The organism is Croceibacterium xixiisoli (assembly GCF_009827305.1).
GTDB classification, from domain to species: Bacteria; Pseudomonadota; Alphaproteobacteria; order Sphingomonadales; family Sphingomonadaceae; genus Croceibacterium_C; species Croceibacterium_C xixiisoli.
This window is the reverse complement of sequence record NZ_WTYJ01000004.1, coordinates 220,605-245,368: the sequence shown is the minus strand read 5'-3', so window position 1 is coordinate 245,368 and position 24,764 is coordinate 220,605. Positions and strand designations below refer to the sequence as shown.

The following is a 24,764-nucleotide window of genomic DNA, read 5'->3' as shown; positions in this document are numbered from 1 at the left end:
CGATGGATGAAATCCACCCGCGATGACGCGATGGAAGGCGATCTGACCGCCATGCGCCGCTATGCCCGCGCCCTCGCCCGTGATCATCACGATGCCGATGATGTGGTGCAGGATGCGCTGGTCCGCGCGATCGAGCGGCAGCAGACCTTCCAGCCCGAACGCAGCCGCCGCCGCTGGCTGCTCGCCATCGTGCACAATGTCTTCATCTCCGGCCGTCGCCGCGCGGCGGCAGAAGCGCGCCGGAACGACAGCTTCGCCGAAACGCTGCTGGCCCATGTCGAACCAGAACAGGAACACCGCGCCCGGCTGACGCAGATCGCCCATGCCTTTGCCGCCCTGACCGATCACCACCGGGCCGTGGCACATCTGATCCTGGTCGAAGGGTTCAGCTATCAGGAAGCCGCCGATGTGCTGGAAATCCCCATCGGCACGGTGATGTCCCGCCTCGCCCGCGCCCGTGCGGCGCTGCGCGCGGTCGAACAGGAAATGCCGGAAAACGGCCAGAAACAAACCCATGCCAGGCTGCGCGTGGTCGGAGGGCAAGATGACTGAGACAATTTCCGACATGGATCTGCACGCCTATGTCGATGATCAGCTTGCCCCCGGCCACCGCTTCGCCGTGGAAGCCCATCTCGCCAACCATCCCGATCTCGCCGCGCGGGTGATGGGCGATCTTAGCACCCGCACCGGGCTGCAGTTGATGAGCATGCCTGCCGATCCCGCCGGTGCAGCCCTCGCCAGCAGCGCTGCCCTGCTGGAAAAGGCCCCAACCCGATCCGGCTGGCGCCGCGCCGCGCCCTTCGCCGGCGGCGCCCTTGCTGCAGCGGCAGCCGCCTTGGTGCTCGTCCCCAATGGCCCGCCCGAATATGTCGATATGGCGCTGGCATCGCACCGCGTGGCCATGATGCGCGCGCATATGGTCTCGCAGATAGAAGCCCCGGTGCTCGATTATCAGGAAATCCTGACCCGCACGCGGATCGATCTGCCGGCTCTGCCCGCCCATTGGCACATCACCGATGTGCAGGTGTTTCCCACCAACGGCGAACCCGCGCTGATGGTGGCCGTGCGCACCGACGGCGGCCAGACCCTGTCCCTCTTCGCCCTGCGCCAGCGCAGCGATGCCCCCGAACGGCCCGATGCCGTGCGCGAAGGGTCGCAATCGGTCGCCTACTGGCGGCGCGGTGACATGTCCTATGCGCTGACTGGCGAAGACGACCCGATCCAGCTGGACCAGACTGCAGAGGGGCTGAACCAGTCCTGGTCTTAGAAAAATGCCCCAGACTTGACGCTGACCGGGAAAACGCCCAGCCGGGGCAATCAGCCAAGGCAGACAGGGTCGTACCATGCCGTCAACATCCCCGCTGACCATGGCCGCGCGGGTCGATGGTTTCGACTGGTCGGCCACCCCGCTTGGCCCCCGTGATGGCTGGCCTGTGGAACTAACCATCGCTGTGCGGCAGATGCTCGATTCCTCCTTTCCCCAGGCGATCGTGTGGGGGCCGCGGTTCACCACCATCCACAATGATGCATTCCTGCCCATTCTGGGGAACAAGCCGGATGCGCTGGGCCGCTCCTTCGCCGATATCTGGGCAGAGGTGTGGCCGGAACTCGCGCCGATCGTGGATCGGGCCTTTGCCGGAACATCGACCTATATCGAAGACTTCCCGCTGACCATCAACCGGCTGGGCACGATGGAACAAGCCTGGTTCACCTTCTGCTACAGCCCGTTGCGGTTGGCCGACGGCAGCATCGGCGGAATGCTGGACACGGTGGTGGAAACCACCGGCAAGGTCCGCACCCAGGCCGATCTGGACCTGATCAATCAGGAATTGGCCCATCGGCTCAAGAACACGCTGGCGCTGGTCCAGGCCATCGCCGGCCAGACCCTGCGCAAGGTGACCGAACGCGATCTGGTGCAGGCCTTCGGTGACCGCATCGGCGCGCTCTCCACCGCCCATGATGTGCTGCTGCGGCAAAACTGGTCCGACGTGTCCTTCACCGGCATCGTCAGCGACAATCTGGCCCCGCACAACACCACCGGCCAGATCAGCCTCAACGGCCCCGACCTGCGGCTGGGTTCGCGAACCGCCATGTTCCTGTGCTTGATGCTCCACGAACTGGCGACCAATGCGGTCAAATATGGCGCGTTGTCCCGGCCTGAAGGACGTGTGCAACTGAGCTGGACCATCGATGGTGACCAGTTCCGGCTGATCTGGCGCGAACAGGGCGGCCCACCGGTGGCGGAGCCTTCCAACACCGGCTTCGGATCCCGTCTGATCGATCGCGGCTTCGGGTCAGAGAGCAAGGTCACGCGCGATTTCGCCCCTGGCGGTCTGGAACTGGTGCTGACCTGCCCGCTGTCGGCCATGCGCGACTGAAGCGGAGGTGGCGCGCGTCCATGCGCAGGCAGGGCGTGGCCACGCGTAGCCTGCGGCGTAGTTTTTCTTGCGCGCCCTGACCGGCCCGGCCGGCTAACACCGGCACACGCCCTCCACCGCACCTTCGGACGAGAGGCCTTCCCCATCCGCCATGCGCACCCCATCTTCGGGGTACCGCCGCATCAGCAGGCAAGGCTCTTCATGACGACATCCGCCCCCTCCAGCCGCCGTTTCCGCCTCCCTTCCTTCGGGGTGCAGGTGCTGATCGGCCTCCTCGCCGGCGTCGCGCTGGGGTTCCTGGCCCGCGGCAGTGACGGCGCCCTGGCGGAAGGGTTGCAGACCGTGGGATCGATCTTCGTGCAGTTGTTGCGGGTGCTGGTGCCGCCGTTGATCTTCGCCGCCATCGTCGCCTCGATCGCCGCCCTGCGCGATCTCAACAATGCGGCCAAACTTGTGGCCAACACATTGTTATGGTTCGCCGTTACTGCGCTGATCGCGGTCACCATCGGCATCGCGCTGGGCCTGATGCTGGAGCCCGGAGTACGGACCGGGGTCAGTGCAGACAGCGCCGCCGTGCCCGGCACCACGGGCAGCTGGCTCGATTTCCTCAAGGGCCTCGTGCCCGCCAATGTGCTCGGCCTGTCCGCCGCCACCAAGCTGGCCGACGGATCAGCAGACACCGCCCTGTCCTTCAACGTGCTGCAGATTATCGTGGTCGCCATCGCCGTGGGCGCCGCCGCCGTGCGCAGCGGCCCGGCAGCCGATGCCTTTTTGGCCTTCAACGCATCGCTGCTGGCCGTGCTGCGCCGCCTGCTGCAATGGGTCATCCGCCTGACGCCAATTGGCACCGCCGCGCTGATCGGCGACGCCATCGCCCGCTATGGCTGGGACGCGCTGGGATCGCTCGGCCAGTTCGCTATCGCCATCTATGCCGGCCTGCTGATCGTGCTGCTGGTGGTCTATCCGCTGTTGCTGCGGGCCAATGGACTGTCTCCGCTGGGTTTTTACCGCGCGGCCTGGCCGGCGATCCAGCTCGCCTTCGTCTCCCGTTCTTCCATCGGCACGCTGCCGGTGACCCAGGCCGTGGCGGAACGCGGCCTGGGCGTGCCGCCGGCCTATGCCGCCTTTGCCGTACCGCTCGGCTCCACCACCAAGATGGACGGCTGCGCGGCGATCTATCCGGCAGTCGCGGCGATCTTCGTGGCGCAATTCTACAATCTGACGCTGGGGCTGGAAGATTATTTTCTGATCGTGCTGGTTTCGGTGCTCGGCTCTGCCGCGACCGCTGGGATGACCGGCGCCGTCGTGATGCTGACGCTGACGCTGTCCACCCTGGGCCTGCCGCTGCAGGGCGCCGGGCTGCTGCTGGCGATCGATCCGATCCTCGACATGGGCCGTACGGCGGTCAACGTCACCGGGCAGGCGCTGGTGCCCGCCATTGTCGCCAAGCGCGCGGGCATTCTGGATCAGGCGCGTTACGGGCGCTCGATCGCGGACCAATCCGACGATGCGTCCGTGCCGGAAGCCTCAGCTTCGGGCCGCGCGGCCTAACCTCCGGGCGGCCTCGGTCAGCGTCGCCTCTGCCTTGGCAAAGCAGAGCCGCACCACGCTGCGCACCGGATCATCGGCATAAAACGGCGACAGCGGGATCATCGCCACCCCGGCCTCGCGCACCATGCGCAGGCAGAATTCCCGATCACCCTCATCAATGCCCGACGCCGCCAGATCCAGGCAGAGGAAATAGGTTCCCTCGCTCGGCAACAGAGCAAAGCCTTCTTCGCTGAGCGCCCGAGCCAGCACATTGCGGCTGCGTCCATAATCGCCGCGCATCTGTTCGAAATGCGCATTGGGCAGCCCCAGCCCAAAGGCGACGCCCGCCTGCAACGCGGGCGGGGTGGTGAAGGTCAGAAACTGATGCGCCCCGGCCACCGCCGCCAGCAGATCGGGCGCGGCCAGCACGAAACCGACCTTCCACCCGGTCATGGAGAAGATCTTGCCCGCCGAACCGATCTTCACCGTGCGGTCGCGCATGCCCGGCAAGGCGATCAGCGGGATGTGGCTGCGCCCGTCGAACACCAGATGTTCCCACACTTCGTCCGATATCGCGATCACATCATGCCGCACACAGGCCTGCGCCAGCGCCAGCAATTCTTCGCGGTCGAACACCCGCGCCGCCGGATTGAGCGGATTGTTGAGGATCACCAGCCGCGTGGCGGGGCCGATCGCGGCGTCGATATCCTCCTGCGTCAACCGCCACGCGGGCGGCGCCAGGCGAATGAAGCGGGGGATACCCCCGGCCTGCTGCACCAGCGGCAGATAGGCGTCATACATCGGGGAAATCAGCACCACCTCATCCCCCGGCCGCACCAGCGCCAGGATCGCCGCAGCCAACGCTTCGGTCGCGCCCGAGGTCACCAGCACATCGTCCGGCGCCGCATCCAGCCCATGGACCCGACCATAATGCGCCGCCACCGCCGCCCGCAGCACCGGCAGGCCGCGCATCGGGGGATATTGGTTGGGTCCTTCGATCAGAGCATCCGCAGCAGCGCGGCGCACCTCGATCGGCCCATCAGTATCGGGAAAGCCCTGCCCCAGATTGATCGCATCATGCGCCCGCGCAAGCGCGGACATTTCTTCGAAAATGGTGACGGTCGGGGTGCGGGAACTGAAATTCATCGATGCTCGCCTGCGGCAAATAATTCCCAGCCTATCGCCCCGCGCCATACAGTGCCAGCGGGTTGCGCAAGCCTGCGCGCAGATGGCAACCGGCAACACAGAGATTAGCGAAAATAAAATTGATTGCCGGATAAGTTTTCTTATAGGTCAAATCTATGCGTAGATCCCACTACGCATAGCCACTGAATTTTTTATCTTATGATATGTATATGATCATTTTGAAGTATGCGTTTTTTTCGAAAATTCCGATCGCTGCGTTTTTTCCTTTCTGACAGGCCTTCAGCATTGCTATCGCCTCGTCAGCAGCAAGATAAACTGAGGCCACTTTTGGTCGACACCTTCGATCGCAAGCCCATGGGGCTGTTCGGATCCGCCGCGATCGCATTTCAATTGATGATGTGCGTGCTGGTGGCGCTTACCAACCGGACGATGGGCCAGGTCGCGCTGAGCCAAGGGGCCTGCAAGGTTGGCGCGCTAGCCGCAGGCTTCGGCTATGTCACCTTGGCTCAATTTCATGCAGGGTGCGGGCGGCAGGCTGAGTATCTAGGCTCCGCTGGTGATGGGCGGTACCATGCCGATCTGATGCGCAGATGGCTGATTTCAGCCTCTCGCAACGCGCATCTGTTAAGTCTCTCGCACATTGACCTGACGGCAGGGCTTGTGGCGATTGTGCTGGTGCCGACGCCAGGTGTGGCGTTTTACGTCCATACGATAGAATATTTTCAAGAACCCGTCTTCGCCAATTCCTGTCGATAATCGGGCGCAATTCGGAAACTTCAGATAATCAAATCGACGGGGTCACCTTGCGGGCGTTCGTCCGGCGATAGAGAAAAGGCGCCCGGCTCGTAAGCCGGGCGCCGATCAGGAAGCGCCGCACTATGGCGCCTGACAGTTACCAGTTCACGCCGACGCGAGCGTAGAGGAAGCGGCCATTGAACCCGAAGGGGGAGAAGAACGGGAAGCCGACCACACCGGTGGAGTTGTTCGCCGGGATGGTCGCATCGGGGTAGACGTCGAACAGATTGCTCGCCCCAATCGCCAGTTCCGCCGCCTTGATCGGCTTGAAGCGGAATTCCAGATCGGTGATCAGATGCCTGCCGGACAGGATGTCCGCCGCCGCATTGGCGCCCGGCTGATTGACCCAGCCGTAATAGGTTCCGCGCAGCGTCACACCGACCTGATCGGTGTTCCAGTCCACGGCGCCGCTGACCTTTTCACCCGGCGTGCCTTGTTCCAGGGTGTAGATGCGGTTGCGGCCTAGCAGGCCGGTGCCGATGTTCACCGTGCCGGTCGAGGTGGAGACATAGGTGACGTCCACCTCGTTCACATTCGCCGCCACCGTGAAGTCCAGCGTGCCGCCGAACTGCGGACGCAGCTTGTAATTGGCCACCACATCGATCCCGCGCGTGGTCGAACGCAGGCCATTGATGAAGAAACGCGCCGCCTGAACGCCCAGCGGATTGAGGATGGCAGCGATGGCCGGATCGGCCGATACCTGGAAGTTTTCCGACAGGCCGATCTGATCGCGCAGCTTGATCTGGTAACCATCCACCGTCAGGCTGAACCCACCGCTGCGGATGACGCCGCCGACCGAGAAATTGGTCGATTTTTCCGGTTGCAGCGGCTTCCCGCCCAACTTCACCGCGACATCGTCGATCGAAGGATAAGTACCGGTCAGCAGCACATCCGGCCCCGAGACGACGGAGGCAACCGAGGTGAAATATTGCTGCTGCAACGAGGGGGCACGGAAACCGGTAGACGCCGTGCCGCGAAGGGCGAACCAGTCGGTCAAATCATAGCGGAGCGACACCTTGCCGTTCACTGTCGATCCGAAGTCCGAATAATCTTCCACCCGGCCGGCCACGCCGAGCAGCAATTGCGATGTCAGTTCTGCTTCCACATCCAGATAGGCGCTGATGTTGCGCCGGTCGGCCTTCACTTCATTGCGCGGTGCAAAACCGCCGAAGCCCTGGGCGCCGGACCCGGTGTAGGATGCCAGTTCGCCCGCCTCGATCGTATAGCCTTCGCGACGCCATTCCGCACCGAAGGCGACATTCAGCGATTCAAACGCATCGAAGCTGCGGGTCACATCCAGCCCGGCAACCCACTGATCATAGGCAACGGCGCCATCGTAGAAATCGGTCGGGGTGGCAGCGCCCAGGCTGTAATTGGCTGAATCCAGCGTGCGGAATTCGATCCGGTTGCGACCATAGCTCAGGTTCAGGTCGACATTCCAATCACCCAGATCACCGCGCACGCCCACGGCGCTGGTCAGATTGCGCGATTTGGTGTGGATCAGCGGCAGGAAACCATCGGGCCAGACCGAACCGACCCCGCCGGTCGCCGCAGCCGACGCCAGACGCGGGAAGGCCGCGCTCTTGCTGTCGCGATCCTGATAGCCGGCCCAGCCATAAAGCTCGAATGCTTCGCCCAGGCCGATGCCGGCATTGGCGAAGATGGTGGCCTGTTCCACTTCCGGATCGCCAAAGCGGCTGGTTACCCGGTTCGGCGTTACCCGCGGGTCGAAATCACCACGGCTGGTGGCCGATCGGTCGACATATTCACCGGACAGCGTGAAGAAGCCATTGTTGCCCAGGCTCACGCCCTGCCAGCCGGATACGGTCAGCACTGGCTCCCCGGTCTTGCTCCGCGATCCGCGCGCAGTGTCGATATCGGTTGAATAGACACCATAGGTTGCTGACACGCCGCCGCCTGAACGGGCTTCCCGCAGCCGCAGATTGATCACCCCGGCAATCGCGTCAGAGCCATATTGCGCCGATGCGCCATCGCGCAGCACTTCGATCCGATCCAGGGCCGCCGTGGGAATGGTGTTGAGATCAACCGCCGCCGATCCACGCCCGACCGACCCGCCAACATTGAGCAGGGCAGAGGTGTGGCCCCTGATGCCGTTGATCAGCACCAGCGTCTGATCAGGCGAAAGCCCGCGCAGTGTGGCCGGGCGGATCGCATCGGTGCCATCCACGGCAGAGGAGCGAGGGAAATCGATCGACGGTGCCACCGTGGTCAGCGCCTGGGCCAGTTCGGTCGAACCCTGCCGCCGCAGCACGTCGCCGCCCAGAACATCAACCGGGGCAGCGGAGTCGAGCCGCGAGCGCCCCTCCGCCCTGGTGCCGGTGACGATGATCTGGTCCTCCCCATCGGACGCATCCTGTGCCTGTGCGGCAACCGTCCCCAGCGCCATGAGAGCAATCGCGCTGGTGGTGGTGAGTGTGAAGCGAAGCATGTGCAGTACAACCCCAAATCGTGGTGAAATATTTTCTTTTTACACACAAAGACAAAGTATTTATTTGCCTTATCTTTTAACAGATTTTACGATCAGCGCCCCTGTTCTACATTATTCAAGACACGCAGGAAGTTTCCACCCCAGATCGCCGCGATCTGTTCTTCACTGTAACCTCTACGCAACAGCTAACGCGTGACATTGGGTGCCTCTGCCTCGCTGTCGAAGCCATCGACCCCGGCGCCGTGATCGAAATCCGTGCCGATGCCGACATGCTGCCAACCAATCCGCTTGGCGATGTAATCGATGTGATTGACGAATTCGGCGATCGTGGCCCGCCCCTGTGCCGCATCGGCCGGGGTGCGCAGATAGGCGGTGAACGGCGTCACCTGCACCACCCCGCCATCGGCCTTGATCGCGTCCAGTATCCTGATTCTGGTCATGTCGGAAATCCCGGAAAGAATGGCATGCTGCGCCGCAGCGCCGGGCATAATGCTCAGGTCAGTGAAGTTCGTTCGAAGGGCGGCGCATCATCAGCGCCTCGACCGGCAGGGCGGGCGTGGGAACCCCGAGGAAGCGCTGCGGCACCAGCAAGACGGATCGCGCGGCCTGATGGCGCAATTGCGCGTCGCGCTCCGGCCCGAAATCTGGCCCGGAATCAGGCTGCGATGACGTAAATATTCGGCGCATGGTTTCACTCCAGATGGAGGGAGCGCAAGGCTTGGCGTGGTCGCCTGAGCATTACGCGCTTTAGCCGTTGGTAACGCGGAGCAAGCTGCATCCCGATCAAAAGCCGCGAGCCGACAAGGTGCAAAGGTGGCTGGCCGGCCGACAACCACATAAGTCAACTTAATTGGTAGAGATTAACCCGTCAAGCAACAATGTGCTGATGCGGCACACTGACAATCCATGCCGGCCCGTGCCCTTGATCCCCGCCCCCGGGCTATGGCCAGATCATACGCAGTTGGAACCATCCATCTGCTTACGAGTATCTCAGCCATGACCTACGACGAGCTGCTGACATTCTTCGAAGCGGTCAAACAGGACCGCGAGAACGACCCTCTGATCGGCTCCAACGCCGGCCTGATCGCCATGGGCGAAGCGGAACCTTCCGCCCAGATCGCCCGCATGGTGGAAAGCCTTACGGGCGAACGGGCCCGGCTGGAGGATGAGCAGATGGCCGCGATGCTTGGTCGGCTGACTTCTGAGCCGGATGCAAGGCGGGTTCCGGCGTTCAACTGAGAGCGGGCAACCGCCGCTTACGTTGACCTCTCTTCAGGCCGGCTTACCGAGACTGTCGCAAGACCTCCCTGATCGCCGCGATTACCACCTCAGGGTGGGTTTGGTGAATATCATGCGTGCTGCCGGGCACAGTGCGCTGAACCCCGCGGGTGGACATCGCGGCAAATTCGCGGTGCCCGGCATAGCGGAGCGCATCGAAAACCGCCAATTCCGCCACTTGTTCATCGCTCCATTCGGGCGGCGGCGGTGATGTGTCGGCCGACAGGACCACCAGCGGGATATCGGCATAATTGCGCGTCGTGCTGCTGACGATTGGCGCATTCTTCGGCAGCACTTGCCACGAGAGAGCAAAGGCCACTGCGTCCATGGATTTAGCGATCCACGCTTCGCTGACCTTGTCCGGCGATGGCATGGCCGCGACCAGTTCCGGCGGAAAATGGGGCGGCGGCGGAGGTGCGCGGAAGCAGCCATGCGGATCGCTGTCACCCTTCTTCAGGGCCCCGGAACGCAGCAGGGCAGAACATGTCTGGAGCAATCAGTGAACCAGGTGCTTCTGCTTGCCCGCAGCAATGATCGCAGGCACGCGGTGTTCAAGCCGTTTGAATTGATCGTTGTAAGACGTATCCACCAGCACCATGCCGACCACAGCGGCAAAATCGCGATCAGCCAGCAGCAGACTTTCGCATCCGCCAAGCGAGTGGCCCGCCGGAATGTAGGGGCCGGTGATGCCCGCGCTTTCCAGCGCCGTGGCAAGATCTGCGGCGGTCTGATCCACCGTCTGCGGATGCGGCGGGGGATCGCTCAGACCGAAACCCGACCGGTCCCAAGCGCAGACGCGCGATCCCATCCTGCGCAGTGACAAAAGCCCTCTCCCGCCACTCTGGCAACACGCCCCTACTCCCGCCACCCGCTCCCCAACGCACGGAACACCGCCACGCTGCCGCTGGCCAGATCGCTGTCCGCCTGGGTCCGTGCCAGCCTCAGCGTCGCCAGTTCGCGCTGGGCCACGATCACATCGATATAGGCGATGGAGCCGGCGCGGTAGCGGGTGTTGGCCAGGGCGAAGGCCTCGTCCGCGCTGGCCTCTGCCTGGGCCAGTTCGGCCCGGCGGGTTACCGCTGCGCTGTAGCTGGCCAGCGCCTGTTCGGTTTCCTTCAGCGCGGTCAGCACCGTGCCGTCGAAGGAGGCCAGCGCCGCCTCTGCCCGGGCTTCGGACTGGCGGATGCGGGCGCGCGCGGCGCCGGTGTTGGGGAAGCTGAAGGACAGCAGCGGCCCGATCCCGAACTGGAAACCCTGGGCCGTGCTCACCCCCTCCCCCGCAGCCTGGGCGACCGAGGCGTTGATCTTGATGCTGGGATAGAGATCGGCCGTGGCCACACCGATACGCGCGGTGGCTGCCGCCAGCCGTCGTTCCGCCTCCGCCACATCGGGCCGGCGGCGGAGCAGGCCGGCGCCATCGCCCACGGCAATCGCCCGGTCGATCTGCGGCGCGCGTTCGCATTGCGTGGCTGCCTCCGGCACTTGCTGCGGGGTCAGCCCCATCAGCGCGGCCAGTTCGAACAGCGCGGTCTGGCGCGCGGCCTGGATCGGCGGCACTTCGGCGCGCGCCTGTGCCAACAGGCTTTGCGCGCGCACCACATCCAGCCGGCCCGATGATCCGGCCGCTTCGCGCAGGCCGGTGATGCGAGCGCTGTCTGCTGCCAGATCGACCGAGGAGCGGGCAATTGTGCCGGCCTCGGCCGCGGTGCAGGCGGCCAGATAGGCCTGGGTCACCCCGGCAATCACGCGCAGCCGCACCGCGCCTTTGGCAAAGGCCTCCGCCTCCACATCGGCGCGGGCGGCCTCTATCGTGCGGGAAACGCGGCCGAACAGATCCGCCTCATAAGACAGTTCCGCCCCCAGGCTGCCGCCCAGCCGCGCATCGGGCAGGAACAACGGCATCTGCCGCTGGCCGAAGCTGCCATTGGCGGTGAGGCTGGTTTGCGGCAGGCGGGCATTGCCGGCTTCGGCCGCCACCGCCTCCGCCGCGCGCAGATTGGCCAGAGCCACGCGCAGATCGGTGTTGGCGGCCAGCGCCCGGGTGATCAGCCCGTCCAGCGCGGGATCATCATAGATACGCCACCAATGCGTTTCGGGCTCGGCGGTGGCGAAATCAGCGCCCTGCGCGCTAACGAAGGGGGCCGCGCTCAGCGCCGGGGGCGGCGGCGGGGTGTAGTCCGGCCCGACGGCGCAGGCGGACAGAGTGACGGTCAGCAACGCGGCAAGCGACGTCTTGCGGAGGCGGATGAGGGATCGGGGGTTCATTCTCGTCATGCTCCGGCAAGGATGGCTGGCGTGGTGTCATGGCCGGTGGGCGCAGGATCGCGGTCCGCCGACGTGGTTTCCCGTTCGGATTGCGCCGCCGCGCGGTGGTCGCGCGCCAGCAGGGTGTAGAAGGTCGGCAGCACGAACAGGGTGAAGACCGTGCCGATCAGCATGCCCATCACCACCACGATGCCGATGGCAAAGCGGCTGGCCGCCCCGGCCCCGCCGGCGAACAGCAGCGGGATCAGCCCCGCGACCATGGCCGCCGTGGTCATCAGCACCGGCCGCATGCGCACCCGTGCCGCCTCCACAATCGCGTCCGCCCGGCTCGCCCCGGCCAACCGCTGATGATCATTGGCGAAGGCGACCATCAGAATGCCATGCTTGGAAATCAGCCCGATCAGCGTGACCAGCCCGATCTGGGTGTAGATGTTGAGCGTGGCATAGCCGAGATAGAGCGGCAGCAGCGCGCCGCACACCGCCAGCGGCACGGTGACCAGGATCACCAGCGGATCGCGGAAGCTTTCATATTGGGCCGCGAGCACCAGGAAGATCACGATCAGCGCGAAGCCGAAGGATATCGTCAGCCGGTTGCCTTCCATCACATATTGCCGACTGTCGCCCAGCCAGTCGATCGTGACCCCGGCGGCGCGTGGCTGTTCCTGCATGAATTCCACCGCCTGCCCCATGGTGACGCCAGGCTGCAGCACGCCCGATAGGGTCGCAGCGTTCATCTGGTTGAATTGCGGCAGGCGGTTGGCGCCGGCCTGCAGATCCACGCTGACCAGCGTGGACAGGGCAACCATCTCCCCCGAAGCGGCGCGGACGAAGAACCGGCCCAGGCTGTCCGGCGTCAGCCGTTCGCCGGCGATCGCCTGCGGGATGACGTCATAGGAGCGATCGTGGAAATTGAAGCGGTTGACGTAGTTTTCGCCCACCAGCGTTGCCAGCGTATCGGCAATGGCCTGCATCGAGACGCCCATCTCGCCGGCCTTGGCGGCATCGATGCGGATGCGGGCGGTGCGGTTGTCGAATGCCAGATCGCTTTCCACGAACTGGAACAGCCCGCTCTGCCAGGCGGCGCCCTTCAGCGCCTCCATATCCTGATACATCACATCGAAATCGGCGGCGGTGCGCAGGACCATCTGGAACGGCAGGCCGGAACTGGCGGCCGGTAGTGCAGCCTCCTGAAACGGGGTGATCGACGCCTCATGCACGCCATTGGCCATGCCATAGAGCTGGCCCTGGATATCGGTGCCGGAACGGCTGCGTTCGTCCCAGTTCTTGAGCATCACGCCGCCGAAGCCCAGGTTCTGCCCGCCTTCGCCATTGATGAAGAAGCTGCCCGAATATTCCGGCAGGGCGCGGAACATGCGTTCCACCTGATCGGAAACATCGTCTGTATAGTCGATGCTGGCATATTGCGGGCCGCGCACGGCGGTGAGCACCACGCCCTGATCCTCCTGCGGGGCCAGTTCGCGTTGCGCCCCGAAGAACAGGGCGACGATCCCGACCAGCATCGCGACCGACACCAGCAGCACCACCGGCCGCAGCGCCAGGGTGGAGGCCAGCACGCGGGCGTAAACGCCCGAAACCCGGTCAAACACATGTTCGATCCGCTTGGCAAAGCCGCCCTCCGCCATCTTGTGGTTGAGCAAAGCGGAGCTCATCATCGGCGAGAGGGTGAGCGCGATGACGCCGGAGACCACCACCGATCCGGCCAGGGTGAAGGCGAATTCGCGGAACAGGCTGCCCGTCAGCCCGCCCATCAGCCCGATCGGGGCGTAGACGGCGGCCAGCGTCACCGTCATGGCGACGACCGGGCCGACGATTTCGCGCGCGCCGACCAGCGATGCGGCAATCGGGCTGAGCCCTTCCTCGATATGGCGGTGGATATTTTCCACCACCACGATGGCATCATCCACCACCAGTCCGATCGCCAGCACCATGGCCAGCAAGGTCAGCAGATTGAGCGAGAAGCCGAACATCAGCATCAGCGCCGCCGTGCCGACCAGCGAGAGCGGGATGGTGACCACCGGGATGATCACCGCGCGGAATGATCCGAGGAACAGGAAGATCACGATCACCACGATCACGATCGCTTCGATCAGCGTGTGCTGCACCTCATCGATGGAGGCATTCACGAAATGGGCGACGTCATAGACGCTGCGGATGGTCATGCCCGCCGGGGCGGAGGCCTGGATCTGCGGGATGATATCCTGCGCGGCCTTGACGATTTCCAGCGGGTTGCCGTCGGGCGTGGGGGTCAGGGTGATGTAGACGGCCGGCACGCCATCGGCGAAACCGCTGCTGTTGTAATTCTGCGCCCCGATCTCGACCGTGGCGATATCGCCCAGCCGGACCATGCCATCATCCCCGGACTTGATCACCAGCGCGCGGAAATCATCCGGGCTGCGCTGATCGGTGCCGGCGGTGATGTCCGTCACGGTCAGCCCGCCCTTCAGCTGGCCGGGGGCGGCCTGGACATTGTTGGCCCGCAGTGCCGCGACGACATCGGCTGCCGTCAGCCGACGCGCGGCCAGTTTCACCGGATCGAGCCAGATGCGCAGGGCGATGGCACTGCCGCCCGATGTTTCCGCCGAGGCGACGCCGGGGATGGAGGTGAACAGCGGCTGGGCCACGCGGGTGACGAAATCATTGATCTGCGCCGCGGTGTAATCCTCCCCCGTGAAGGCGATATATTGCACCGCCGCCGCGCCATCGGTGATCTTGGCGATCACGGGATCGGTCGCCCCTTCGGGCAGGCGGAACTTCACCTGCTGCACCTTGGCCAGGATTTCCGTCAGCGAACGGTCGGAATCGGCATTGAGCACCAGCTTCGCCTTCACCTGGCTGCTGCCCATGGTGGAGGTGGAGGTCAGATATTCGATGCCGCTGGCGGTGGCGATGGCCTGGGCGATCGGCTGGGTGACGAAGCCCTGCATCACGTCCTGCGTGGCCCCGGGATAGGCGGTGTTGACGGTGATCGTCGCGCTTTCGAGATTGGGATATTGCCGCACGGGCAGCGCGAACAGCGCGGCGAGCCCGACCAGCAGGATCAGCAGGCTGACGACGACGGCCAGGATCGGCCGGCGGATGAAAAGATCGGTAAACTGCATGGCGCCCCCCTCAGCCCTGCGTGGCGGAACGGGCGGCGGCGGGCGCAGCGACGGTCACCGCTGCCCCCGGCTGCAGCCGCAATTGCCCGGTGGTGACCACCTGATCGCCGGCGGAAAGGCCGCTTTCGATGATGGTGCGATTGCCCACCTCGGCTCCGGTGACGACCGGCACGGCCACCGCCTTGCCCTGACGGATCACGAACACGCTTTCGCCCGATGCCGAGGTCTGGATCGCGGTGGTCGGCAGCAGCAGCGCGGCTGCGCGGGCCGCCTGTTCGACGCCGACACTGACATAGAGCCCGGGCCGCAGCGCGCGGCCGGGATTGGCCATTTCGGCCTGCACCACGATGTTGCGCGTGTCGGCGCCAACCACCGGTTCGATAGCGTTGATGCGGGCGGTGAATTCCTGGTCCGGCAAGGCGTCGCTCTTCACCGATACCGTGCCGCCGACACGCAGGCGGGTCAGATCCTGCTGCGGCACGTGGAAATTGACATAGAGCCGGTCGAGCGCGGTCAGCGTGGCGATCGGATCGCCGGCATTGGCATATTGGCCCAGATTGACATGGCGGATGCCGATCTGCCCGGCGAAGGGCGCGCGGACGGTGCGTTGTGCCAGCCGCGCATCCACCTGCTGGATCGCCGCGCGTGCCTGCGCAACTTCGGCTTCGCGTTGCTGCAAGGTCTCACGCGGTTCGGCGCCGCTGGTTTCCAGTTCGCGCGAGCGGCGCAGCTGGATTTCGGCAAAACGCAGGCGCGAGACAGCCGCCGCGCGGTCGGCCCGTTCGGGCGCGTCGAACAATTGCACCAGCGGTGCCCCGCGCCCGACCTGCTGCCCGGCGCTGAAGCGGATCGCCACCACCCGCCCGGCGGTTTCGGGTGCCAGCATCACCTCCTGCACGGCTTGCAGCGATCCGGTGGCGCGCAGCGATTGCGGCAGGGTTTCGGCCGCCAGCGTCACCACGCTCACCTCCACCGGCGGCGGGGCGTAGCCGGTTTCGGCCGCGCTGAGCTTTGCCGAGCGCCAGGCGAACACGCCACCGAACACCAGCACCAGCGCCACAATGGCCACGACAATCGGCACGCGACGGCGCGGGGAATCAGCAATCGGATCGGTGGGGGACATGTCGGCTCCGCAAGGAAGAGGGCCCGTGACGGGAATCACGGGCAGCCTGATCGCCCAGGCCGACATCGCCTATAAAACCTCAACAATGGTTGAGGTCAAGCGGGTTTTTGCCTAAAGACTGCCCGGCATCAAAAGTGGAGATCTGCAGGGCATGGCAGCGGAATTGACCGTCGGAGAAGTGGCCCGGCGCAGCGGCGTGGCGGTTTCCACGCTGCATTTCTACGAACGCAAGGGATTGATCGAAGGCTGGCGGACCGAAGGCAACCAGCGCCGTTACCCTCGCGCCATCCTGCGCCGCGTGGCGATCATCCGCATCGCCCAGCGCGTGGGCATCCCACTGGCGGTGATCGGGGATTTCCTGTCCGCCATTCCCGAAGATCGCGCCCCGACGAAGCAAGACTGGCACCATCTGACGCAGACCTGGCAGGCGATCATCGACGAACGCATTCGCGGGCTACTGCATCTGCGCAACGATCTGGACGGCTGCATCGGCTGTGGCTGCCTGTCGCTGACCGATTGCCCGCTGCGCAACCCGGAGGACCGGCTGGGCGAAGAGGGGCCTGGCGCGCGGATCATCGAAGAATCGCTGACCCAGGCGACCCGAACCACCGATCTGAAAGGAAACCCGTGATGCTCAAAGTCATCGCCGAAGATTTCATCCACCTCGACGCTGTCGAAACCGTCCTGCCGCTCTATCGCGAACTGGTCGAACACACGCGGCAGGAACCCGCCTGCATCGCCTATGATCTGTTTGTGGATCAAAAGGATCCGGGTCATTTCATCTTCGTGGAAGAATGGCCGCACCGTGCCGCGCTGGATGCCCATTGCCGCACGCCGCATTTCTCCCGGCTGGTGCCGCTGATCAACCGGCACCAGCGGCAGGAAGGCACCGTTATCCTGATGGATGCCTTCCCCGCGTGACGGCAGGCACAAAAAAGGGGGCCGCAAACGCGACCCCCTTCCCTGTTTCGATCAGGCTATGATCAGGCGAATGCGACTGCGTTCACCACATGTGCCTGGGTGTATTCGTTCAGGCCGGCTTCGCCGAGCTCTGCACCCATGCCGGACTGCTTGGCGCCACGGAACGGGATGTTTGGATCGATCGCCAGATACTGGTTGATCCAGACCGTGCCGGTGTTGATCCGCTTGGCGACATCGGTGGCGCGGTCCAGATCTTTGCCCCAGACGGTGCCGCCCAGGCCGAATTCGGAATCATTGGCGCGGTTCACCACATCATTGATGTCGTCATAGCTGAGCACCGGCAGGACCGGGCCGAACTGTTCTTCGCGGACCAGCGGCGCATCATCGGTGATGTCGCGCACGATCGTCGGCGGAACGAAATAGCCATCGCGATCCAGCGGCTTGCCGCCGGCGATGACCTTGCCGCGCGTGGCAGCATCTTCGATCAGCGATACGACCTTGTCGTACTGCATCTTGTTCTGGATCGGGCCGATCGTGGTGCCCTGCTTCGAACCATCGTCAACAATCGCGGCATTGGCGAGGTTGGCGATTTCATCGCAGAATTCATCATAGATGCTGCTGTGAACATAGGCGCGCTTGATGGCGACGCAGATCTGCCCGGCATTGGTCATGGCGCCGCCATAGACCTTGGCTGCGGCCGCCTTGGGATCGACGTCGTCGAGCACGATGGCCGCGTCATTGCCGCCCAGTTCCAGCGTCACGCGCTTCACCAGCGCAGCCGCCGATGCCATCACCTTCTTGCCGGTGCCGGTGGAACCGGTGAAGGCAATCTTGTCGACATCCGGGTGGCTGGTCAGCACGCCGCCCAGATCGTTCTGATCGGCGATGACGTTCAGCACGCCGGCGGGCAGGATGTCTGCCGCGAGCTGGCCGAACAGCAGGCTGGTCAGCGGCGTGGTCGGTGCAGGCTTCACCACCACGGTGTTGCCGGTAATCAGTGCCGGCCCGAGCTTGTTCATCAGCAGGATCAGCGGGAAATTCCACGGCGTGATCAGGCCGCAAACGCCCAGCGGGGTGCGGTGTTCGATGATCTTGTTACCATTTTCATCGCGCAGAACCTTGGTTTCCAGACGACGATCGCGGAAAGCGCGCAGGATCTTGGTGCAACCGATGACTTCATAGGTTGCCTGATCGAGCGGCTTACCCTGTTCCTGGGTCAGCAGGCTGGCGAATTCCGCGGTGCGCGATTCCAGCGCAGCGGCGAGTGCCTCGATCTTGGCGGCGCGTTCTTCCACGTCCAGCGCAGACCATGCCGGGAAAGCGGCACGGGCAGCGGCGACAGCCTGGTTCAGCTGCGCTTCGTCAGCGCGCGGGGCCTGGGTGAAGGCCTGGCCGGTTGCCGGATTGACCACGTCGAAGGTGCCGGCGCCGTCTACCAGCTTGCCATCGATAAGAAGTTTCAGTTCCGTAGACATAATCATCCTTGCTGTTCGTGATTCCGGACCATCGCGGCACCGCGTCGGCGGCGCCTGTTTCCCGTCATCAGTTGTGGGGGTGGTGAAGGCTGGTTCAACGGGCAATTACCGCCAGGCGCGGTTCTGCCGCTGCTTCCGTATCAAAGGCATTCCTCCACCAAGTCATCGTCTCGATCACCGTCTCTGCTGCCGGTAGCGAACTGCGCCGCGGGGGATCTGATCCCTTCATGGCCGGCAAAACGGGTCACCGCTCTTTTCAGCCGATCCGCGCGCCTGCGCAAGCCCCGTTTTGACCACTGAAACGCATGTCCGATATGCAGGATGAGCATTCCGGGCCGGGGCAATTGCGCCCGACCGTCATCAAACCGTCATGCTGGGCCTTATGTGGGGCGCAGCACGCATGGCTGATTCGACAGCCTGCCGGCACCACCGGGCCATTTCACCGGAAACGGGCGACAGCATCGCATGGACGATGAGTACGACATCATTGCCGGCTGGATCGCGCGGGAAATCGTGCCGCATGAGGCTGCCATCCGCCGGTGGCTGACACGCCGCTGGGGGCATGTTGTGGATGCCGAGGATGTGATCCAGGAAGCTTATTGCCGGATCGCCGGGCTGGCGTCGGTCGATCACATCGCCAGTCCGGCCGGATACTTCCACCAGACCGTGCATGCCGTGGCCAATGACCTGACCCGACGGGCGGGAATAATTAATTTCACTTCGATGACCCAGATTGAATGGTCGAACGTCATGGATGATGAACCATCGATCGATCAGGCGATGGAAGCGAGCCAGGAACTGGCACGGGTGCGCGAATTGCTGGCCGCCCTGCCCGATACCTGCCGCAGCGTAATCGAACTGCGGCGGGTCGAAGGCCTGTCGCGCAAGGAAACGGCCGAACGGCTGGGCGTGAGCGAGAATGACGTGAAGAACCATCTCGTCCGCGGCCTGCAGAAGGTCATGAAAACGATGGCGGAGCAGGACGCGCACCCGGCGAGCGGTGCAGCGGGAAGCAAAAGCCAGCGGGCAGATGCCGGCAAGAAGGCGGAACAGATTGGCAAGCAGCGGCCCCACTGACAGCATTGACGATCAGGCCGCCGCATGGGCGGTGGAGGCTGCCCATGGTGACATGACACCGGAAGGCCGCGCCGATCTGCAGGAATGGCTGGCCGCCGACCGGCGCCATCGCGGCGCCTATATGCGTGCCCGTGCCTGGCTGATCGCGGCGGAAGAGGCCGTGCTGGCCACGCAAGGCGAAGACCAGCATGCCCAGCCGGCCCGCCCTGCATCCGACAACGACAATGACGGCGATGTGCGCGAGCGCGCTGCAGCCGAACCGCAGGACCGCCCGCTGCGGCGCGCGACCAGCCAATGGCTGAAGCGCACGGCAGCAGGCGGCGCCGCGATTGCCGCATCGCTGGCGGTGCTGATGGCGGCCGGAATTCCCCTGCCCCTGTTCGGCCCCGCCGCGCCGACGGAAGACGCGATCCAGATCGTGCAACTGCGCGATGGATCGGTCGCCAGGCTCAGCCCTGACGCACGCATTCAGGTCGTGCTGTCAGACGGGATTCGCAACATCACCCTGCTGAGCGGGAAAGCGACCTTCGACGTGGCCAAGGACAAGACCCGCCCCTTCGTGGTGCGATCGGGCGATGTCTATGCCCAGGCGACCGGCACCGTCTATTCGGTCAGCCGGATCGGCCGGACCGGCGGCACGGTCAAGGTTCTGGAAGGCAGCGTGCTGGTGTGGCCGCGCGATGAACGCGATCAGGCCGTGCGCCTGCAGGCCGGGGGCACCGTCACGCTCGACCCCGGGCCCACCCCCATTCCTACAGCATCGCAAAACCCGGCAAGCCCGGCCGCACAACCGACACGCCGCCTGTCCACACCGGACATGGCGCAGATATCGCTCGACAATGTGCCGATCGCCCAGGCGGCCATGCGCTTCAACCGGGTCAACAGCACCAAGATCATCATCGGCGATGCCGCGATCGGCGATGTCCGGGTGATCGGCCATTACAAGGCGAATGATCCGGAACATTTTGCCCAGGCGGCCGCGATCGTGTCCGGCGGATATGTCGAGCATGACAACGGCAATATAGTAATAAAAATGAAATGATTTCGTCAAATCAGATTAATATTTTTAATTCTGATCCAAAAAGCATTCACCACCGTCAATGTGTTTGAGAAGTTCGAAAACGAACAACCATCTTGGACACAGGGATCATCTACAATGCCATCCTCATTCTTCCGTTCCACGGCATCGTGGGCAGTGGTCGCTGCTGCGCTGTGCCAGCCCGTCGCCGCCTATGCGCAGCAGCGCAGTTTCGACATTCCGGCACAGTCCGCATCCGCCGGTATCCGTGAGTTTGCCCGCCAGGCCGGCATCCAGGTGACCCTGGCCGGGCGCGACGGCGAAGGTCGCATGACCAATGCCGTGCGCGGCAATATGGAAGCCCGCGATGCGCTGGATCAGCTGATTTCCGGCACCGGGCTGGTCGTCCGCGCCTTCGACGGCGACACCGCAATCCTGGCCGCCAGCGGCCCGCTGGCCGACAACACCGCCGAACCCAGCGATGGCACGATCACCGTCACCGGTTCGCGCATTGCCCGCCCCGAACTGGAAAGCGCGATGCCGATCGGCATCGTGGACATGGAAACGTCGCGCAATGCCGGCAACACCACCGCCTATGAAACCGTGCTGCGCGATGTCGCCGTCGGTCCCGGCAACGGCCCGTACAACAGCGCACCGGAAGGTCAGTATGACGGCGGCATGGCCACCATCGAACTGCGCAATATGGGCGTCAGCCGGTCCTTGACGCTGGTGGACGGGCGCCGCCGCGTGTCCAGCGCCGCATCGTCTTCTGCCGTCGATATCAACATGATCCCGTCCTCGATGATCGAACGGATCGAAATCGTCACCGGCGGCGCAGCGGCCATCTATGGCGCGGATGCCGTGACCGGTGCGGCCAATATCATCACCCGCCGCAATATCGACGGGCTGGAAATTTCCGCCACCACTGGCACCACCGAACGCGGTGGTGGCAGCCGCTATCAGGTGGCTCTCGCCGCAGGCACCAGCTTCGATGATGATCGCGGCACGATCAGCATCGGCGGCACCTGGCTGCGCAACGAACCGATCTATTTCCACCAGCGTTATTCGCGCGACACGAACCTGAGCTATCAGATCAACGCCGACAGCAAGGGCCCGGATGATGGAATTCCGGATCGCACCATCCGCTACAACATGACCAACATGTATCTGCAGCCCAATGCGACCATCTTCGCGGGCGGCAAGACCTATCTGCTGGCACCCGATGGTTCTGCCTATGTAGGCGAATATGCCAATGGCTGCCTGTCCGGCTGCGGCACATCGCGCGATGGCGGCGACGGCGGCTTTCCGCAGAGCCAGTATTGGAGCGACTTTCTGATCGCCCCGATCGAAAACTATTCGGTGATCGGCCGGTTCGATTACGATATCGCCGACTGGCTCAGCTACAATCTGCGGTTCGATTATGGCCGTTCGCAATATGATGCCTATCGCCGCCCCTATCGCGACGATGACCGGGCCACCTGGTTGAATGGCGCGGGCGGCGCGACCGCCTATTTCGACAATCCCTTCCTGCCGGATTCCTTCCGCCAGGTGATGATCGACAACAACATGACCTCCGCCCGGGTCAGCCGTTCATACGAAAACTTCGGCCAGATGACCGATTACAGCGATCGCCAGACCATGACGATCGGGACCGGCTTCACCGGCGAGATCCCCGGTGGGTTCCAGTGGGAAGCCTTCTGGCAATATGGCCGCAGCACCAATGATATTCACGCCGACAATGTGCCGATGGCATCGCGCCTGATTGCGGCCCGCGATGTGATCAGTGATCCGGAAACCGGCAACCCGGTCTGCCGCGATGCAGAGGCCCGCGCGATCGGCTGTGTGCCCTTCAATGTGTTCAGCGAAGCCGAACTGACCGCCGAACAGCGCGCCTGGATGATGGCCACCCGCCGCAAGCATCGCGAACAGACCCAGTCGATCTATGGCGCCAACATCACCGGCAGCCCGTTCGCCCTGCCCGCCGGCGATATCCAGGCCGTCGTCGGTTTCGAATACCGCCGCGAAAGCATCCACAATGTGGATGACAATGGCGCCGCCCCGCCGGCGAAGGAGCTTTCCCACCTGGGTGCATGGGCCCCTTACGAACCGGAACTGCGCGCATCGAACGATGTCGCCGAAGCCTATGGCGAAGTGGTCGTGCCGCTGCTGCGTGATCTGCCTTTCGCCCATCGGCTGACGGTGGAAGGCGCCTATCGCTATTCCGATTACAGCGATTTCGACGCCACCCACACCTGGAAGCTGGGCGGCACCTGGTCCCCCATGCCGGGGATGACATTGCGCGCCGTCCGTTCGCGCAGCGTGCGGGTGCCGAATTTCGGCGAACGCTATTCCGCCCGTGCGGTGCAGGAAATCGGCGTGCGCGATGCCTGCCTGGAAACCACCTATCGTGCCAATTCCACGCGAGAAGCCAATTGCGCGCTGCTGATGCGCGAACTGGGTATTTCCACCCCCTATCTGCCCAGCGAGATCGGCACCGGCTATGTCATCACCGGCGGCAGCCCGGATGTGACGCCCGAAACATCGAACAGCCTGACCATCGGCGCCGTGTTCCAGCCGCGCTTCCTGCCCGGTTTCGATCTCACCATCGATTACTGGAACATCAAGCTCGACAATATGATCGCGGCGATCTCGCAACAGAACGTGCTCAATCTGTGCATGGATCTGCCCTCCATCGACAATCAGTTCTGCGACCGGGTCATGCGTGACGAGCGCGGCTATGCCGAAGGCGTCGACACCAGCTACATGAATGTGTCGGAATCCGAGAGCGAAGGCATCGATATCGGCGCAAACTATCGCAGCCGCCTGGGTGCGGGCCAACTGACCCTGGCCCTGCGTGCCGCCTATCTGCTGAAGTATGAAACCACCACCCTGCCGGGCGTCGATACCAGCCGCATCATCTATCACGGCGGGTACCAGAACCCACGCGTGCGGGCCAATCTGTTCGCCAGCTACAATGTCGGCGACTGGGATATCGGTTTCAATACGAGGCTGTGGGGCAGCGCAGTCAACTACACCAATGTTTCGGACGAAGCCTATGAAGGCAATGAACTGCCGGCCAAGGTCTACAACGATCTGAACGTCGGCTGGGCGATGAACGAACATCTGTCGCTGCGTGCCGGCATCAACAATGTGTTCGACATCCAGCCGATCTATCGCCCGCGCGTTTATTACCAGGGCGGTGGCGGCGTCTATGACGTCTATGGCCGCTATTTCTTCGGCAGCGTGAACGTCAAGTTCTGAGCAGGATGAAACCCATGACATTTCTGAACAGACTGCTGCTCGCCGCTGCAGTGCTGGTGCCCCTGGCACCGGCACTGCCGGCCCAGGCGCAGGACACAACCGAAAACGCCCGCCCGATCGCCATCGTCGCCCATCGCGGCGGGGCCATGGCGCGGCCGGAAAACACCCTGCCCGCGTTTCACCATGCGGTGGAACTCGGCGTCGAATATCTCGAATTCGATATGGTGATGACGGCGGATGACCGGCTGGTCGTTTATCACGATGGCACGATCAATCCCGATTTCTGCGTCCCGGATGCCGGTTCTTCCGTCACCGCCGGCCCCGTGCGGGACATGAGTTTGGCAGAGGTCCGGCAGTTCGAATGCGGGTCGCGGGTGCGGGCTGCCTATGCGAAGGACGGCTTCGTCGCTTCGCCGGGCGCCCGCATTCCCGAACTGAATGAAGTGCTGGAGGCCACGAAGGGCAGCGCTGCGCGGTTCTTCATCGAAACCAAGGTGCCCAAGGATGCGGATATCGATCCGGTCCAGTTCGCCACCCTGTTCGAGGCCGCAGTGCGCGAACATGGGCTGGAAGACCGGGTCATCCTGCAATCCTTCGATTTCCGCACGATCGATGCACTGCATGCGATCAATCCGCGCATTCCCACCTGCCTGCTCGGCGTGCCGAAGCTGACGCGCGACTATCTGCCACTGCTGCGCCAGCACAATGCCCGCTGCATCGTGCTGAGCCACAATGAGGTGACGGCAGAAGAAGTGCAGGCCCTGCAGCAGGCCGGGGTGCTGGTGTTTTCCGGCGTGCATGACAGCGCGGCCGAATGGCGCAAATATGTCGACCTTGGTGTCGACGCGCTGTTCACCAATGATCCCGAACCGGCGATCGCCTTCCTGAAGGAAGCCGGATTGCGCGATTGAGGATTTGGAACCCCCGCC

At 64.0% G+C, this 24,764-nt stretch carries 21 protein-coding genes and 1 pseudogene; 12 read left to right on the top strand and 10 right to left on the bottom strand.

Annotated elements, in window-relative coordinates; translation table 11 throughout:
* Nucleotides 1-6: 6 nt before the first annotated feature.
* From GRI97_RS17075 to GRI97_RS17060, 4 genes are all read left to right on the top strand, one after another.
* Entirely contained in the window at nucleotides 7-552 is a 546-nt protein-coding gene (locus GRI97_RS17075; RefSeq protein WP_161392427.1) for a sigma-70 family RNA polymerase sigma factor, read from the top strand.
* Nucleotides 545-1,267 carry an anti-sigma factor family protein gene (locus GRI97_RS17070; RefSeq protein WP_161392426.1) on the top strand — a complete coding sequence of 241 codons (723 nt, stop codon included), beginning with the start codon at nucleotides 545-547 and terminating at the stop codon, nucleotides 1,265-1,267. Before GRI97_RS17075 ends, GRI97_RS17070 begins: the two co-directional genes overlap by 8 nt.
* A 76-nt stretch (nucleotides 1,268-1,343) precedes the next feature.
* Nucleotides 1,344-2,378 carry a sensor histidine kinase gene (locus GRI97_RS17065; RefSeq protein WP_161392425.1) on the top strand — a complete coding sequence of 345 codons (1,035 nt, stop codon included), beginning with the start codon at nucleotides 1,344-1,346 and terminating at the stop codon, nucleotides 2,376-2,378.
* A 201-nt stretch (nucleotides 2,379-2,579) separates the two neighbouring features.
* Nucleotides 2,580-3,929 carry a dicarboxylate/amino acid:cation symporter gene (locus GRI97_RS17060; RefSeq protein ID WP_161392424.1) on the top strand — a complete coding sequence of 450 codons (1,350 nt, stop codon included), beginning with the start codon at nucleotides 2,580-2,582 and terminating at the stop codon, nucleotides 3,927-3,929.
* Here GRI97_RS17060 and GRI97_RS17055 read toward each other — a convergent pair.
* The gene (locus tag GRI97_RS17055) at nucleotides 3,906-5,054 is read right to left on the bottom strand and encodes an aminotransferase (protein WP_161392423.1); all 1,149 of its coding nucleotides are present in this window, start codon (nucleotides 5,052-5,054) and stop codon (nucleotides 3,906-3,908) included. The genes GRI97_RS17060 and GRI97_RS17055 overlap by 24 nt on opposite strands.
* Before the next feature lie 327 nt (nucleotides 5,055-5,381).
* Here GRI97_RS17055 and GRI97_RS17050 point away from each other — a divergent pair, with 327 nt between their 5' ends.
* Nucleotides 5,382-5,810 carry a hypothetical protein gene (locus GRI97_RS17050; protein WP_161392422.1) on the top strand — a complete coding sequence of 143 codons (429 nt, stop codon included), beginning with the start codon at nucleotides 5,382-5,384 and terminating at the stop codon, nucleotides 5,808-5,810.
* Nucleotides 5,811-5,946: 136 nt separating this feature from the next.
* Here GRI97_RS17050 and GRI97_RS17045 read toward each other — a convergent pair whose 3' ends face one another.
* From GRI97_RS17045 to GRI97_RS17035, 3 genes and pseudogenes are all read right to left on the bottom strand, one after another.
* Nucleotides 5,947-8,298 carry a TonB-dependent receptor plug domain-containing protein gene (locus GRI97_RS17045; protein WP_161392421.1) on the bottom strand — a complete coding sequence of 784 codons (2,352 nt, stop codon included), beginning with the start codon at nucleotides 8,296-8,298 and terminating at the stop codon, nucleotides 5,947-5,949.
* 92 nt (nucleotides 8,299-8,390) lie between these two features.
* Nucleotides 8,391-8,738, bottom strand: a pseudogene (locus tag GRI97_RS18475) (membrane dipeptidase).
* Nucleotides 8,739-8,796: 58 nt separating this feature from the next.
* A complete protein-coding gene (locus tag GRI97_RS17035; RefSeq protein ID WP_161392420.1) occupies nucleotides 8,797-8,985 on the bottom strand; it encodes a hypothetical protein in 189 nt (62 codons plus the stop codon).
* Nucleotides 8,986-9,294: 309 nt separating this feature from the next.
* Here GRI97_RS17035 and GRI97_RS17030 point away from each other — a divergent pair, with 309 nt between their 5' ends.
* Entirely contained in the window at nucleotides 9,295-9,537 is a 243-nt protein-coding gene (locus tag GRI97_RS17030) for a hypothetical protein (RefSeq protein WP_161392419.1), read from the top strand.
* Nucleotides 9,538-9,580: 43 nt separating this feature from the next.
* Here GRI97_RS17030 and GRI97_RS17025 read toward each other — a convergent pair whose 3' ends face one another.
* From GRI97_RS17025 to GRI97_RS17005, 5 genes are read right to left on the bottom strand one after another with little or no spacing between them, the layout of a single operon-like run.
* Entirely contained in the window at nucleotides 9,581-10,072 is a 492-nt protein-coding gene (locus GRI97_RS17025; RefSeq protein WP_161392418.1) for a hypothetical protein, read from the bottom strand.
* Nucleotides 10,073-10,399 (bottom strand): alpha/beta fold hydrolase, encoded by a 327-nt coding sequence (locus GRI97_RS17020; protein ID WP_161392417.1) that lies wholly within the window; start codon nucleotides 10,397-10,399, stop codon nucleotides 10,073-10,075.
* Nucleotides 10,400-10,431: 32 nt separating this feature from the next.
* Nucleotides 10,432-11,841, bottom strand: coding sequence for an efflux transporter outer membrane subunit (locus GRI97_RS17015; RefSeq protein WP_202392828.1), 1,410 nt, complete (start codon nucleotides 11,839-11,841; stop codon nucleotides 10,432-10,434).
* A gap of 5 nt (nucleotides 11,842-11,846) precedes the next feature.
* The gene (locus GRI97_RS17010; RefSeq protein WP_161392415.1) at nucleotides 11,847-14,960 is read right to left on the bottom strand and encodes an efflux RND transporter permease subunit; all 3,114 of its coding nucleotides are present in this window, start codon (nucleotides 14,958-14,960) and stop codon (nucleotides 11,847-11,849) included.
* A 10-nt stretch (nucleotides 14,961-14,970) separates the two neighbouring features.
* On the bottom strand, nucleotides 14,971-16,083 hold the full coding sequence (locus GRI97_RS17005; RefSeq protein ID WP_161392414.1) for an efflux RND transporter periplasmic adaptor subunit: 1,113 nt from the start codon (nucleotides 16,081-16,083) through the stop codon (nucleotides 14,971-14,973).
* Between the two features lie 151 nt (nucleotides 16,084-16,234).
* Between GRI97_RS17005 and soxR the strand changes: the two genes are divergently transcribed.
* Nucleotides 16,235-16,714 (top strand): redox-sensitive transcriptional activator SoxR, encoded by a 480-nt coding sequence (gene soxR / locus GRI97_RS17000; RefSeq protein WP_161392413.1) that lies wholly within the window; start codon nucleotides 16,235-16,237, stop codon nucleotides 16,712-16,714.
* Nucleotides 16,714-17,004, top strand: coding sequence for a putative quinol monooxygenase (locus GRI97_RS16995; protein ID WP_161392412.1), 291 nt, complete (start codon nucleotides 16,714-16,716; stop codon nucleotides 17,002-17,004). The genes soxR and GRI97_RS16995 overlap by 1 nt, the downstream gene beginning before the upstream one ends.
* A gap of 62 nt (nucleotides 17,005-17,066) precedes the next feature.
* Here the strand turns inward: GRI97_RS16995 and GRI97_RS16990 are convergent, their stop codons facing one another.
* The gene (locus GRI97_RS16990) at nucleotides 17,067-18,479 is read right to left on the bottom strand and encodes an aldehyde dehydrogenase family protein (RefSeq protein ID WP_161392411.1); all 1,413 of its coding nucleotides are present in this window, start codon (nucleotides 18,477-18,479) and stop codon (nucleotides 17,067-17,069) included.
* A gap of 465 nt (nucleotides 18,480-18,944) precedes the next feature.
* Between GRI97_RS16990 and GRI97_RS16985 the strand changes: the two genes are divergently transcribed.
* From GRI97_RS16985 to GRI97_RS16970, 4 genes are all read left to right on the top strand, one after another.
* Nucleotides 18,945-19,556, top strand: coding sequence for an RNA polymerase sigma factor (locus GRI97_RS16985; protein ID WP_161392410.1), 612 nt, complete (start codon nucleotides 18,945-18,947; stop codon nucleotides 19,554-19,556).
* Complete coding sequence (locus GRI97_RS16980) at nucleotides 19,534-20,598, top strand: FecR family protein (protein ID WP_161392409.1); 1,065 nt, start codon at nucleotides 19,534-19,536, stop codon at nucleotides 20,596-20,598. The genes GRI97_RS16985 and GRI97_RS16980 overlap by 23 nt, the downstream gene beginning before the upstream one ends.
* 114 nt (nucleotides 20,599-20,712) lie before the next feature.
* Entirely contained in the window at nucleotides 20,713-23,835 is a 3,123-nt protein-coding gene (locus GRI97_RS16975; protein ID WP_161392408.1) for a TonB-dependent receptor, read from the top strand.
* Between the two features lie 14 nt (nucleotides 23,836-23,849).
* Nucleotides 23,850-24,746: a glycerophosphodiester phosphodiesterase gene (locus GRI97_RS16970; RefSeq protein ID WP_161392407.1), complete on the top strand. Its 897-nt coding sequence runs from the start codon at nucleotides 23,850-23,852 to the stop codon at nucleotides 24,744-24,746.
* Nucleotides 24,747-24,764: the final 18 nt, after the last annotated feature.